Here is a 12,952-nt window from a genome sequence, read left to right as displayed (position 1 = left end):
AGCAGCCCCAAAGTTCCGCTAATACTGAAATATCGGCCGTACCGGCCAAGACCTGAGGGTCAGGCAGAAGGCAAATGCTGGATAAACGTCACAATCTGCTCGCCAAGCTCCCTTGCCAGCGGCAGTTCAGGGTTGAGGTAGCTGTCGCGCTGTTGGCTCATTGCCTTGGGGCTGATGCGCAGCATGTGGTTCATGCCATCGATCAGCACCAGTTGGGCATCCGGCTTGGCCGCCTTCAGTCGTTCGGCGTCGATCACGCCCACCTGCACGTCGTTGCGCCCCTGCACGATCAGCGCGGGCATGGGCAGGCGGGCGAAGGCCGCCGCCGGGTTTTGCTGGAACAGCGAAATCAGGTAGGGCTGCACGCTAGGGCGGAACACCTGACGCAGCGGCGCCGGTACCTCCAGGCTGGTCTGCCCGGCCTGCAGGCGGTCGAGCAGGGCGCTGCCACCGGCCAGTTGTGCCGGCGGCAGGCGCTGGGCCAGCTGTTCGCGCAGCACGTCGGCCAGCGGTCGGCCGCTGCCAGCCAGTGTAATCACCGCGCTGGCGCCGGCCTGCTCGGCGGCCAGGCTGGCGATCAGCGCGCCTTCGCTGTGGCCGATCAGGATCAACGGGCCGAAGCGCGGGTCGGCCTTGAGCTTGCGGCTCCAGGCGACCACGTCGGCTACATAGCGCTCCACGCTCAGGTCACGCTCGTCGGGCGTGGCCGGCTGGCTGGCGGCCACCCCGCGTTTGTCGTAGCGCACGCTGGCGATGTGTTCGTTGGCCAGCAGCAGGGCCAGGCGCTTGAGGTTGTCGACCCGGCCTGACGCCGGGTTGTTGCCGTCTCGGTCGGTGGGGCCGGAGCCGGCGATGATCAGCACCACCGGTGGCGGGGTTGGCTGTTGCGGCAGCAGCAGGCTGCCGTGCAGCACGCCCTGGCCGGTATCGAGGTCGATCGGGCGTTGCAGCACGGTGGGGGCGGCGGCCTGGGCCAGGCCGGTGCACAGCAAGAAGAAGAGGGCGACGAGGCGCGACATCATGCGGTACTACATGGGGAGATGAGGGTTTGACCCAGTGTTTGCGGGAAGGTTCGAAGGGGAGGTTGCCTTTACTGGCTCTTCGCGGGTAAACCCGCTCCCACAGGTACAGCACAATTTTCGCATCTTGTGACTACCCTGTGGGAGCGGGTTTACCCGCGAAGAGGCCAGCACAGGCGATCAATCCATCTGTATACTGCCGCTTTCGTTCACTTCAGGCAGATCTCGCGGAGCGTCCATGTCCGGCAATACCTACGGCAAGCTGTTCACTGTCACCACCGCTGGCGAGAGCCATGGCCCGGCGTTGGTCGCCATTGTCGATGGATGCCCACCGGGCCTGGAGATTTCCCTCGCCGACCTGCAGCACGACCTTGACCGGCGCAAGCCCGGCACCAGCCGGCACACCACCCAGCGCCAGGAAGCCGACGAGGTGGAAATCCTCTCCGGCGTGTTCGAAGGCCGCACCACCGGCTGCTCGATCGGCCTGCTGATCCGCAACACCGACCAGAAGTCCAAGGACTACTCGGCGATCAAGGACCTGTTCCGCCCGGCCCACGCCGACTACACCTACCACCACAAGTACGGCGTTCGCGACTACCGCGGCGGTGGCCGCAGCTCGGCGCGCGAAACCGCCATGCGCGTGGCCGCCGGTGCCATCGCCAAGAAATACCTGGCCACCCAAGGCATCACCGTGCGCGGCTACATGAGCCAGCTGGGCCCGATCGAAATCCCGTTCAAGACCTGGGAGTCGGTGGAGCAGAACGCCTTCTTCAGCCCTGACCCGAGCAAAGTGCCGGAGCTGGAGGCCTACATGGACCAGCTGCGCCGTGACCAGGACTCGGTGGGTGCCAAGATTACCGTGGTCGCCGAAGGCGTGATGCCGGGCCTGGGCGAGCCTATCTTCGACCGCCTCGATGCCGAACTGGCCCACGCGCTGATGAGTATCAACGCGGTCAAGGGCGTGGAGATCGGCGCCGGCTTCGCCAGCGTGGCCCAGCGCGGCACCGAGCACCGTGACGAACTGACCCCGGAAGGCTTCCTCAGCAACAACGCTGGCGGCATCCTCGGCGGTATTTCCTCGGGCCAGCCGATCGTTGCCCACCTGGCGCTGAAGCCGACCTCCAGCATCACCACCCCGGGCCGCTCCATCGACATCGACGGCAACCCGGTGGACGTCATCACCAAAGGCCGCCACGACCCGTGCGTGGGCATCCGCGCCACGCCGATCGCCGAGGCGATGATGGCCATCGTGCTGATGGACCACCTGCTGCGCCACCGCGCGCAGAATGCCGATGTGAAGGTGAATACCCCGGTGCTGGGCCAGCTCTGATTCACCAGTACCGGCCTCTTCGCGGGTAAACCCGCTCCCACAGGAATATCACTGGGCCTGAGGGCAGTGGGGTACCTGTGGGAGCGGGTTCACCCGCGAAGAGGCCGGCACAGGTCCCCACAAGGCCACCCCATGCAACCAATCCCCTCCCACAGGAATATCACTGGGCCTGAGGGCAGTGAGGTACCTGTGGGAGCGGGTTTACCCGCGAAGAGGCCGGCACAGGTCCCCACAAGGTCACCCATGCAACCAATCCCCTACTGGCGCCTGTCCAGCTTCTACCTGTTCTACTTCGCCCTGCTCGGCTCCACCGCCCCGTTCCTGGCGCTGTACTTCGACCACCTGGGCTTCTCTCCGGCACGCATCGGCGAGCTGGTGGCCATCCCCATGCTCATGCGCTGCATCGCCCCCAACCTGTGGGGGTGGCTGGGTGATCGCACCGGCCAGCGCCTGCTGATCGTGCGCCTGGGCGCATTGTCGACCCTGGCCACCTTCGCCCTGATCTTCCTTGGCAAAAGCTACGGCTGGCTGGCGCTGGTCATGGCCCTGCACGCATTTTTCTGGCATGCGGTGCTGCCGCAGTTCGAGGTCATCACCCTGGCCCACCTGCATGGGCAAACCGCGCGCTACAGCCAGGTGCGCCTGTGGGGCTCGATCGGCTTCATCCTCACCGTGGTCGGCCTGGGCCGGCTGTTCGAGTGGCTGAGCCTGGACATCTACCCGGTGGCGCTGGTCACGATCATGGCCGGCATCGTCGCCGCCAGCCTGTGGGTGCCCAATGCCCAGCCGGTGGAGCAGGGCGAGCGCAGTGGCGCGGGCGGCTTCCTCCAGCAACTGCGGGCGCCGGGGGTGGTCGCGTTCTACGCCTGCGTGGCACTGATGCAGCTCAGCCATGGGCCGTACTACACCTTCCTCACCCTGCACCTGGAGCACTTGGGCTATGCCCGGGGTGCCATCGGTCTGCTGTGGGCACTCGGGGTGGTGGCCGAAGTACTGGTGTTCATGGCCATGAGCCGTATCTTCGCGCGGTTTTCGGTGCAGCGGGTGCTGCTGGCCAGCTTCGTGCTGGCGGCGCTGCGCTGGCTGTTGCTGGGCAACCTGGCCGGCGAGCCGGCGGTGCTGGTGTTTGCCCAGGTGTTGCACGCGGCCACCTTCGGCTGCTTCCATGCCGCCAGCATCGCTTTCGTGCAGGCCAGCTTCGGCGCCCGCCAGCAGGGCCAGGGCCAGGCGCTGTATGCGGCGCTGTCGGGCACTGGCGGTGCGCTGGGGGCATTGTATTCGGGCTACAGCTGGAAACTGCTGGGGCCCACCTTCACCTTTGGTATGGCCAGTGCCGCAGCCTTGGCTGCAGCCGTTATCATTGCCCTTTGTTCGCAACCGACCAGGACCCGCCCCTGATGAGCATTCTCAGCGTTTTCCACCCCTCCAGCCCGGAACTGCCGAACAAGGTGTTGACCCACCACGACGATATCGTTGCCACCCTGGCCGAGCAGGGCGTGCGCTTTGCCCATGCCGAGCATGGCCTGCGTGTGCGCCCTGGCACCGTCCAGGAGGAGGTACTGGAGGCCTGTCGCGAGCACCTTGACCAGCTGATGACGGCGCATGGCAGCAAGGCTTTCGTGGTACTCAACCGTGAGGGTGAGGCCCCAGCGCAGGTGGACGTTCGCGATGAGCATGTGCATGACGCCGACGAGGTGTTTGCCGTGGTCAGCGGGCGGGCTCAGGTTGGCCTGCGTGCGGGGGATTGGGTGTATTCGGTGCTGTGCGAGAAGGGCGACCAGCTGGTGCTGCCGGCGGGGACTCGGCGCTGGGTCGAGCTGGGCGATACACCGTTTTGCCTGGCATTGCGGTTGTACGGCAGCGAGGAAGGGATGCAGCCGAGGTTTACCGGGGATGTGGCTGCGCGGGCGTTTCTGGGCATTGATGAGTTGTGATGGCTTTGCCGGCCTTTTCGCAGCACAAGGCTGCTCCTACAAGTAAAACGCGAAGCTTGAGGCCAGCGCGGGCCCTGTAGGAGCAGCCTCGTGCTGCGAAGAGGCCAGATCAACCAACAAAAAACTCAGCGATAAGTCGGCAGGGCAAACCGCTGCTGGCTCTGCAGCATCGAAATCACCGGCAATTCACTGGCCTGCTCGGCCAAATCGCGGCGAATCGCACTGATCGCCCAGGACAGCTGCTCGGCACTGTGCAATTGCGCGTAGGTCAGCACGCGGCGGGTGACCTTGCCATCAGCTGCACGCAGGGTCAGCAGCACACCGCCGTCTGGGCGGGCCTGGGTATTCACCTGGTAGGCCGAAAATACCGAAACGAACTTTTCCTGGATGAGGTCCATATCAACTCCTGGCTGTTGCGTGGCAGACGTGAGTTGATGGTTGCAGTGACCGTGCCAGGAAGCATTTTCTGAAAAACCCTTTAATTTCAGTCGATTACGTATTTTTTGCCGAGGCGCTGTCGTGCAACCTGCATGGTCGTGCATTTTGCACAGTGCATATTGCACGACCCGCGGCCAGCTATCGCCCCGATAGAATCTGAACCTTTGACCCGGCAGCCTTGCCTGACAAAGACTTGGGCAACGATTTCTGCCAGGAGGTTCCAAATGTCCAGCCAACCCACGCCCACCACCATGACCGACGACGAGACCGCCGCCTTTGCCGAGCAGGTGTTCGAACGTGCCCGACAGGGCGATGCCGAGGCGCTCGGGCGCCTGCTGGCCAGCGGCCTGCCGGCCAACCTGCGCAACCACAAGGGCGACACCCTGCTGATGCTGGCCAGCTACCACGGCCACCACGACGCAGTGCGTGTGCTGCTGGCGCATGGCGCCGACCCGCTGATTGCCAACGATAACGGCCAACTGCCCATCGCCGGCGCTGCGTTCAAGGGGGACCTGGCCATGATTCGCCTGTTGCTGGAGCACGGCGTACCGGTGGACGCCGCCGCGCAGGATGGCCGCACCGCACTGATGCTGGCAGCCATGTTCAACCGCAGCGAAATCCTCGAGTACCTGCTGGCCCAGGGTGCCGACCCGGCCCGTCAGGATGCCCGTGGTACCACCGCACTGATGGCAGCGCAAACCATGGGAGCCGTGGACGCCGCAGCGCGCCTGCAAGTGCTGGCCGGCTAACCGCAAGGGGGCATTTGCGGCTATCCTTGGCGACTTTTCACCCGTCGCAGGCCCCCTTTCATGAAAACTCAGTTGCTCGAATTCATCAGCCTCATTGGCGCTGGCTGCATGCGCGAGGAAGACATCGAGCGCATCGCCGACGAGGCCGCCCAGGCCTACGCCGACCCCGCCGCCTTCCTGGCCGCCAACCCCGACATCAACTACGACGACAGCTTCCCCATTCCGCTGGGCGAATGGGTGGTGCTGGGCAGCCTGCCGGACACCGTGGTGTTCCAGGCCGACAGCTACCAGGACCTGTTCCAGCAGATCAGCGACTCGTTCGACCAGAGCGTGCCGTTCACCCTCAAGCCCAAACAACTGGCCCGCACCGAGCCGCTGACCGCGCTCAATCGCATTCAGGTGCAGATGGGGGCGCTGAACAAGGAGGCGGGTGGGTATGTGCTGCTCAACTTCAGCCAGTTGCTGGATGACGAGCTGCAGATGGTGATGGTAGGGCAGAACGACCTGGCGCGGGTGCTGGAGCTGGGGGCTGAGGTGGGGATCAAGGTCGAGCCGGCGCTTGAGGCGTTGAAGGTCGCCGTACACGTCTGATTTCCGCGTTTGCTTCTTCGCGGGTAAACCCGCTCCCACAGGGATATCACTTCCCTCGGGCCCAGTGAGATCCCTGTGGGAGCGGGTTTACCCGCGAAGAGGCTGGCACAGGCAGCTTCAATCTTCAGCCCAGCGCGGTATCGAGGAACATCATCACCGCAAACCCACCCATCAACCCCAGGGTCGCCGCAGTCTGGTGCCCATTGCGGTGGGTTTCGGGTATCACCTCGTGGCTCACCACAAAAATCATCGCCCCCGCCGCCAGTCCCATGCTGACCGGGTAGGCCAAGGCAAAGCCGGTCGAGATCCCCAGGCCGATCACCGCACCCAGCGGCTCCATCAGCCCCGACCCGATCGCCACCAGCGCGGCTTTCAGGTTCGACAACCCGGTAGCGCGCAAGGCCAGCGCCACGGCCAACCCCTCGGGGATGTCCTGAATGGCGATGGCGCTGGTCAGCGGCAGGCCGATGTTCATGTCGCCATTGGCAAAGCTCACGCCAATGGCCATGCCCTCAGGCAGGTTGTGCAGGGTAATTGCCAGCACGAACAACCACACCCGGCTGATGCGCTCGGCCTCCGGGCCGCAAGGGCCGGTGCTTTCGTGTTCATGCGGGGTGAAGCGGTCCAGGCCCAGCATCAGCAGCACGCCCAGGCCCATGCCCAGCACCACGGTAAAGGCCGCGGCCGGGCCGTTGCCGGTAATTTCGCGGGCGGCATCCAGGCCCGGCAGAATCAGCGAAAACGAACTGGCCGCCAGCATCATGCCGGCGGCAAAACCCAACATCACATCCTGGGTGCGGGCCCTGACATCGCGCAGCACCACTGCCAGCACTGCGCCCAGCGCCGTGGCGCCAAAGCCGGACAACCCGCCCAGCATGGCCAGGTGCAGGTTGTCGGCATGGTCGCCGTTCACTGCGTTCCACAGGCTGGCGGCCAGCAGTAGCAACACCGCCAGCAGGCTCAACCCCAGGCCGGCGCTGAGCCACGGGGTGTTCACGGCCTGTTGGCGCCAGGCGTTCAGCAGCGAGGTCGGGGCGGCGCTTTGAGTGTGGGCGGGGGGCATGTGAACCTCGAATCAGTAAATAACGGCAGTCTACTCAGGGACCTGCGCCAATCGCCAAGGATTCCCTTCTATCACCTTGATAGCTGACTATGCTGTGCAGCAAAGCCTTTGACAGGAGTTTTGGCATGGGGTCGACGTTCAACAGCCTGGTCGGGCTGATCATCCTGGCGCTGGATATCTGGGCCATCCTGAATGTGATCAAGAGTGGCAGCGAAGTGGGCATCAAGGTGTTGTGGATCCTGCTGATCGCCTTGCTGCCGGTGGTGGGGCTGGTGATCTGGGCGATCGCCGGGCCGCGGGGGAATGTGCGGATCTGAATGGCTGTGCTGGCCTCTTCGCGGGTGAACCCGCTCCCACAGGGGATCACTGGACCTGAGGGCAGTGATCCCTCTGTGGGAGCGGGCGTGCCCGCGAAGAGGCCGTAACAGACAAAAGCGGCAACACCCCCGTGACAAAATTTTCACATTGGTTTAAACAGAATCCGCACCCGCACAATGCTGCGTTGGTAAACACCTGCGCCATCTCCGCAAACCCGCAATCCTAGGACCTTCCCATTCATGGCTAACCTGGACGCCTTGAAGCAACGGGGCGCGCGAGCGTCGTTCTCGCCCACTCTGAAATCCCACCTGGCCTACACCCTGCTCAGTGGCCTGGTGATCATGCTGATGCTCAGCCTCGTGCGCCTGGCGCTGCTGGTCTACAACAGCGACATGATCGGCGATACCCCCAGCGCGACCGTCGCAGAAGGCTTTCTCAATGGCTTGCGCTTCGACCTGCGGGTAGTGGTGTACATCAGCATTCCGCTGCTGCTGGCCATCCTCAGTCCCTGGGCCATGGCCCGGCGTGGCCTGTTCCGTTTCTGGTTGACCATCACCTCAAGCGTGGTGATGTTCCTCGGCCTGATGGAAATGGACTTCTATCGCGAGTTCCACCAGCGCCTCAACGGTTTGGTGTTCCAGTACATCAAGGAAGACCCGAAGACCGTGCTGAGCATGCTCTGGTACGGCTTCCCGGTGGTGCGCTACCTGCTGGCCTGGCTGTTCGGCACCTGGCTGCTGAGCCTGCTGTTCAAGGGCATCGACCGCATGACCCGTGGCAACGGTGCCGGCGAGGTCACCCAGCAGCGCCGTGCAGCGCCGTGGTACAACCGCCTGGCGGTGTTCATGGTGATCCTGCTGGTGGCCGTGGTCGCCGCCCGTGGCACCCTGCGTCAGGGCCCGCCGATGCGCTGGGGTGATGCCTTCACCACCGATTCCAACTTCGTCAACCAGCTGGGCCTGAACGGCACCCTGACCCTGATCGATGCTGCCAAGAGCCGCTTCGGCGAAGACCGCGCCAACATCTGGAAGCCGGTGCTGGAGCAGGACGTGGCCACGCAGAGCGTGCGCGAGCAGCTGCTGACCGCCCACGACACCCTGGTCGATGCTGACGAGGCTGCAATCCGCCGCGACTTCGTGCCGCCGGCCGAGCGCACCCTGCCGATCAAGAACGTGGTGGTGATCCTGATGGAAAGCTTCGCCGGCCACTCGGTGGGCGCGCTGGGCAGCCCCAACAACATCACCCCGTACTTCGACAAGCTGGCCAAAGAGGGCCTGCTGTTCGACCGCTTCTTCTCCAACGGCACCCATACCCACCAGGGCATGTTCGCCACCATGGCCTGCTTCCCCAACCTGCCAGGCTTCGAGTACCTGATGCAGACCCCGGAAGGCGGCCACAAGCTCTCCGGCCTGCCAGCCTTGCTCAGCGCCCGCGATTACGACGACGTTTACGTCTACAACGGCGACTTTGCCTGGGACAACCAGTCCGGGTTCTTCGGCAACCAGGGCATGACCACCTTCATTGGCCGTAACGACTTCGTCAACCCGGTGTTCTCCGACCCGACCTGGGGCGTGTCCGACCAGGACATGTTCGACCGCGGCGCCGAAGAGCTGGCCAAGCACGATGGCAAGAAGCCGATCTACGCGCTGCTGCAGACCCTGTCCAACCACACCCCGTACGCACTGCCCAAAGACCTGCCGGTAGAGCCGGTAACCGGCCAGGGCCGCCTGGACGAGCACCTCACTGCCATGCGCTATTCGGACTGGGCGCTGGGGCAGTTCTTCGAGAAGGCGCGCAAGGAGCCGTACTTCAAGGAAACCCTGTTCGTCATCGTTGGCGACCATGGCTTTGGCAACCACCAGCAGGTCACCGAACTGGACCTGGGCCGCTTCAACGTGCCGCTGCTGCTGATTGCCCCGGGCATCCAGGAGAAGTTCGGTGCGGTCAACCACACCGTGGGCACCCAGGTCGACATCGTGCCGACCATCATGGGCCGCCTGGGTGGCCAGGCCCGTCACCAGTGCTGGGGCCGCGACCTGCTCAACCTGCCTGAGGGCGACCAGGGCATGGGCATGATCAAGCCATCGGGCAGCGAGCAGATCGTCGGCCTGGTACAGGGCGACCGTATCCTGATCGAGTCCAAGGACATGACCCCGCGCATGTACCGCTACCAGCTGGGCAGCGAGTTCAAGGCCGAGCTGATCGAAAGCCCGGACCAGCCGGAAATGCTGAAGAAGCTGGAAGCGTATATCCAGACTGCGACCAAGAGCTTGCTGGATAACACTGCCGGTGTAGTGCACGGCACGCCTAAGTAAGGCAGCAACAGGGGCCGCTTTGCGGCCCATTCGCGGGTAAACCCGCTCCCACAGGGATATCACTGCCCTCAGACCCTGTGAAATCCCTGTGGGAGCGGGTTTACCCGCGAAGAGGCCGGCACAGACTGAACATTCTCCCCACCTCAAGGTCACTTGTTTCAGGCATCACACACCTGGTGTTCGTTGACTGAGAGGGTTCGTTCAATGAAAGAGTGGGAAGTCATCTTTGCCGACCAGAAAGGCGTGCTCACCACCCTGACGCTGCGCGGCGACCAGTGCCCCAGCGAAGAGGACGCCGCGCGGGCCATCCGTTCGCACCTGTTCCCGGTGATGGACGAGCTGGACCTCAACGACTTCCAGGACCGCACCATTTCCCCCACCGCACGCTGGCTGAAGGAGCAGAGTGGCGTGACCATCACCAGCATCCACGAAACGCCCTGAACCACACGTTTGCGTGGTGCCCTGGCAGGCACTACGCTGCATGAAGGTGCCGGCCTATTCTGCGGGGCGGCACCGCATCCCTTCGCGTCTTGCATCAGCTCGAACTGCCCGGCCGCTGCCGGCAGGTGCGTAGTGCACGGAAAGTCTATCCATCGCATTATTCAGGAGGACGTTTCATGAGCAGCCAGAACGACGATATCAGCAGCAACGTCCTGCGCCAGATGAAGGCAGGCGGTTTCGACTTCACCCAGATCCATCCCATCGAGTTCTACGCCATATTCCCCGACGAAGCAGGGGCCCGCCGTGCGGCCGGGCAGTTTCGTGGGGAATCGCTGAATGCCCAGGTCAAGGAGATGGGCGACGGTGCATGGCATCTGGAACTGAGCAAGGTCATGTATGCCACCCATGGCGGGATTGGCGACTTTGAAGAGGCCTTCGAGCAGCTGGTGACACCTTATGGCGGTGAGGTGGAAGGGTGGGGGGTCAAGCAGGAGCGGCCCATAGCCTGAGATTTTGGGAATGTGGGGCCGCTTTGCGGCCCTTTCGCGACACAAGGCCGCTCCTACAGGCGTGCGTGTACCCTTGTAGGAGCGGCCTTGTGTCGCGAAAGGGGCGCAAAGCGCCCCCAGTTTCTCAAGGCCTGCGCCCAGCCATATGCCTCAAATAGGCCAGCAAGTCATCCAGCTCCGTTTCACTCAACACATTCTCCGCAAACCCCGGCATCTTTGCCTGCGGCCACTGCCGCAGGCTCTGTGGGTCACGAATCAGCTGGCGTAGATATTCAGGCCGAAAATACTCGGTCGGGTTATGCGGCATATTCAGGTCCGGCCCCACCTGTGCATCGCCTGCGCCATTCAACCTATGACACGCCAGGCAATTCTGCTGGAACAAGGCAAAGCCTCGGCGCACCGGGCTGTCGGCCGGCAACTTGGGGTCGGGCAGCAGCGCCGGAAAACGCGCTTCGACGGAGGCCAGCTTGCGAATCGTGGAAATCTGGAACGGCCACTGCTCTGGGCGGATACCGCTGGCCTGCGGTGCAGTCCACACCAGGTAGAACGGTCCTGCACTCGGCTTGCCTTGGCCCAGTGGTGGCCATGGCCGGTCAGGTTCCTCCACCGCCAGCCAGGCCTGTGCCGGCCCCTGCTGCAACAGTGGCGTCGCGGGCATTTCGGCGGCAAAACCGTCCAGCGCCACTGCCTGCAGGTGGTCGCTGGCGCTCACGCCGTCCAGCAGCGCGGCCAGCGGCACAGCCCGATAACGCATGGGCTGCTTGTAGGAAACGTCCTGGTCGATGCTGATGTCCCGGGCCTGCGGGTGGTCGAGCAGTTCTTCACTGCTCCATTGGCGCGTCGTAGCGCCCAGTTCAAGGTGCAGTTGCGCCGCCGACAGCGGCAGGCTCAGGAGCAACACTAACAGTGCAAGGCAGTGGCGCATGGGTAATCTCCGACCATCAAGGCCAGCAGGTTACCTGTGCGTTGCCTGTTGGCGCCACAGCGGCAGTCAGCCGAACAAACGTGTAAGGTTCGGCAGGATCAGCAGCAAAGTCGTGGCGAAGAGAATGAGCCCAGCTTGGCGAATTTTCGATTGTCTGAACATGGCGGACCGCCTTCTTGTTGTTATTCCTGAATACCCGTTGGCTTCCCTGTCGCGCTTCGGGTCGATCGCAGTGGCGTTGCGTGACGCCTGAACTGCCTGCCTCTTGAAAGTGGATATACAACCAACAGTAGGGTGTGCGTCATCCATGTTTGAGAACCCTTTGTTCTAATACTGTGGATCGTTGATTTCGTCTGGCTATGAGGCCAAGTGCCAGCCGGCTGGCATGCTCTCGCTAGACGGTGGCGCAAGTGCCAGCAGGGCACCGACGAAATGTGACCGTTCGTCAGTGCGGCCTACTTGCTTGTACGTGCCTTTCGCGTCAGTCTCTACAGCAGATTCCCACCCATGTCGTTCAGGACTATCCCTATGTCGTTACGCATCTGCATCCTTGAAACCGATGTCCTGCGACCGGAGTTGACCGCGCAGTACCAGGGCTACGGCAGGATGTTCGAGCAGCTCTTCTCGCGTCAGCCGATCGCCGCCGAATTTCGTGTGTACAACGTGATGAACGGCGATTACCCCGCCGACAATGAAGTGTTCGATGCCTATCTGGTGACGGGCAGCAAGGCCGACTCGTTTGGTACCGACCCGTGGATCCAGACGCTCAAGGCCTACCTGCTGAAGCTGTACGAGCGTGGCGAGAAGCTGCTGGGTGTGTGTTTCGGCCACCAGTTGCTGGCGTTGACCCTGGGTGGCAAGGCCGAGCGTGCCGAGCAGGGCTGGGGCGTGGGTATCCACCGCTATTCGCTGGCGGCCCATGCGCCGTGGATGGACCCGGAGGTGTCGGAGCTGACCTTGCTGATCAGCCACCAGGACCAGGTGACCGAGCTGCCGGAAGGCGCCACGGTGATCGCCTCCAGCGATTTCTGCCCGAACGCTGCGTACCACATTCGTGACCAGGTGCTGTGCTTCCAGGGGCACCCCGAGTTCGTGCACGACTACTCCCGCGCGCTGCTCGATGCGCGCCAGGAGTATCTGGGTGATGAGGTGTACCACAAGGCCGTGGCCAGCCTGGCCACCGAGCACCAGGGCGACCTGGTGGGGGAGTGGATGTTGCGGTTTATCCAGCAACCGGTGAGCAAACACGACGCGGCCTGAAGCCGAGCGCTGTTTTTGTAGGAGCAGCCTTGTGCTGCGAAAAGGCCAGCAAGACCAACA

Annotated in this window: 15 protein-coding genes; 10 read left to right on the top strand and 5 right to left on the bottom strand. The window is 63.6% G+C overall.

What is annotated here, in order from left to right:
- Window positions 1–59 precede the first annotated feature (59 nt).
- Window positions 60–1,022, bottom strand: coding sequence for an alpha/beta hydrolase (locus WM94_RS25300; protein WP_038409098.1), 963 nt, complete (start codon window positions 1,020–1,022; stop codon window positions 60–62).
- 235 nt (window positions 1,023–1,257) lie between these two features.
- On the opposite strand from WM94_RS25300, the gene aroC reads away from it, so the two are divergent.
- The 3 genes from aroC (at window position 1,258) to WM94_RS25285 (ending at window position 4,283) form a co-directional block, all read left to right on the top strand.
- Window positions 1,258–2,349, top strand: a complete 1,092-nt coding sequence (aroC, locus tag WM94_RS25295; RefSeq protein WP_061552392.1) for a chorismate synthase — start codon at window positions 1,258–1,260, stop codon at window positions 2,347–2,349.
- A gap of 243 nt (window positions 2,350–2,592) precedes the next feature.
- Window positions 2,593–3,747: an MFS transporter gene (locus tag WM94_RS25290; RefSeq protein WP_061552391.1), complete on the top strand. Its 1,155-nt coding sequence runs from the start codon at window positions 2,593–2,595 to the stop codon at window positions 3,745–3,747.
- Entirely contained in the window at window positions 3,747–4,283 is a 537-nt protein-coding gene (locus tag WM94_RS25285; RefSeq protein WP_061552390.1) for an oxidase, read from the top strand. Before WM94_RS25290 ends, WM94_RS25285 begins: the two co-directional genes overlap by 1 nt.
- A 125-nt stretch (window positions 4,284–4,408) precedes the next feature.
- Here the strand turns inward: WM94_RS25285 and WM94_RS25280 are convergent, their stop codons facing one another.
- Window positions 4,409–4,681, bottom strand: coding sequence for a DUF3509 domain-containing protein (locus WM94_RS25280; RefSeq protein ID WP_013971511.1), 273 nt, complete (start codon window positions 4,679–4,681; stop codon window positions 4,409–4,411).
- Window positions 4,682–4,945: 264 nt separating this feature from the next.
- Here WM94_RS25280 and WM94_RS25275 point away from each other — a divergent pair, with 264 nt between their 5' ends.
- Both WM94_RS25275 and WM94_RS25270 read left to right on the top strand, forming a co-directional pair.
- Window positions 4,946–5,470 carry an ankyrin repeat domain-containing protein gene (locus tag WM94_RS25275; RefSeq protein WP_061552389.1) on the top strand — a complete coding sequence of 175 codons (525 nt, stop codon included), beginning with the start codon at window positions 4,946–4,948 and terminating at the stop codon, window positions 5,468–5,470.
- A 60-nt stretch (window positions 5,471–5,530) separates the two neighbouring features.
- Window positions 5,531–6,061 (top strand): hypothetical protein, encoded by a 531-nt coding sequence (locus tag WM94_RS25270; protein WP_013971513.1) that lies wholly within the window; start codon window positions 5,531–5,533, stop codon window positions 6,059–6,061.
- A gap of 124 nt (window positions 6,062–6,185) precedes the next feature.
- Here the strand turns inward: WM94_RS25270 and WM94_RS25265 are convergent, their stop codons facing one another.
- On the bottom strand, window positions 6,186–7,124 hold the full coding sequence (locus WM94_RS25265) for a ZIP family metal transporter (RefSeq protein WP_039614928.1): 939 nt from the start codon (window positions 7,122–7,124) through the stop codon (window positions 6,186–6,188).
- 125 nt (window positions 7,125–7,249) lie between these two features.
- Here WM94_RS25265 and WM94_RS25260 point away from each other — a divergent pair, with 125 nt between their 5' ends.
- The 4 genes from WM94_RS25260 to WM94_RS25245 all read left to right on the top strand — a co-directional run bounded on the left by WM94_RS25260 (window position 7,250) and on the right by WM94_RS25245 (window position 10,707).
- Window positions 7,250–7,441: a PLDc N-terminal domain-containing protein gene (locus WM94_RS25260; protein WP_012271091.1), complete on the top strand. Its 192-nt coding sequence runs from the start codon at window positions 7,250–7,252 to the stop codon at window positions 7,439–7,441.
- A gap of 240 nt (window positions 7,442–7,681) precedes the next feature.
- Window positions 7,682–9,757 (top strand): LTA synthase family protein, encoded by a 2,076-nt coding sequence (locus WM94_RS25255; RefSeq protein ID WP_061552388.1) that lies wholly within the window; start codon window positions 7,682–7,684, stop codon window positions 9,755–9,757.
- Window positions 9,758–9,961: 204 nt separating this feature from the next.
- A complete protein-coding gene (locus WM94_RS25250; RefSeq protein ID WP_015269359.1) occupies window positions 9,962–10,198 on the top strand; it encodes a hypothetical protein in 237 nt (78 codons plus the stop codon).
- A 176-nt stretch (window positions 10,199–10,374) separates the two neighbouring features.
- The gene (locus WM94_RS25245; RefSeq protein ID WP_023661860.1) at window positions 10,375–10,707 is read left to right on the top strand and encodes a ribonuclease E inhibitor RraB; all 333 of its coding nucleotides are present in this window, start codon (window positions 10,375–10,377) and stop codon (window positions 10,705–10,707) included.
- A gap of 124 nt (window positions 10,708–10,831) precedes the next feature.
- Here the strand turns inward: WM94_RS25245 and WM94_RS25240 are convergent, their stop codons facing one another.
- Window positions 10,832–11,632: a cytochrome c gene (locus tag WM94_RS25240; protein ID WP_061552387.1), complete on the bottom strand. Its 801-nt coding sequence runs from the start codon at window positions 11,630–11,632 to the stop codon at window positions 10,832–10,834.
- A gap of 66 nt (window positions 11,633–11,698) precedes the next feature.
- The gene (locus WM94_RS30320; protein WP_128637193.1) at window positions 11,699–11,941 is read right to left on the bottom strand and encodes a hypothetical protein; all 243 of its coding nucleotides are present in this window, start codon (window positions 11,939–11,941) and stop codon (window positions 11,699–11,701) included.
- Between the two features lie 219 nt (window positions 11,942–12,160).
- Here WM94_RS30320 and WM94_RS25235 point away from each other — a divergent pair, with 219 nt between their 5' ends.
- Window positions 12,161–12,892 (top strand): amidotransferase, encoded by a 732-nt coding sequence (locus WM94_RS25235; protein WP_038409106.1) that lies wholly within the window; start codon window positions 12,161–12,163, stop codon window positions 12,890–12,892.
- The last annotated feature ends 60 nt before the right edge of the window (window positions 12,893–12,952 follow it).

The sequence above is a fragment of the Pseudomonas sp. ABFPK genome, from assembly GCF_001586765.1.
Taxonomy (GTDB): Bacteria; Pseudomonadota; Gammaproteobacteria; order Pseudomonadales; family Pseudomonadaceae; genus Aquipseudomonas; species Aquipseudomonas asiatica.
The sequence above is the reverse complement of the archived record's forward strand: the minus strand, read 5'-3'. Positions and strand labels throughout refer to the sequence as shown.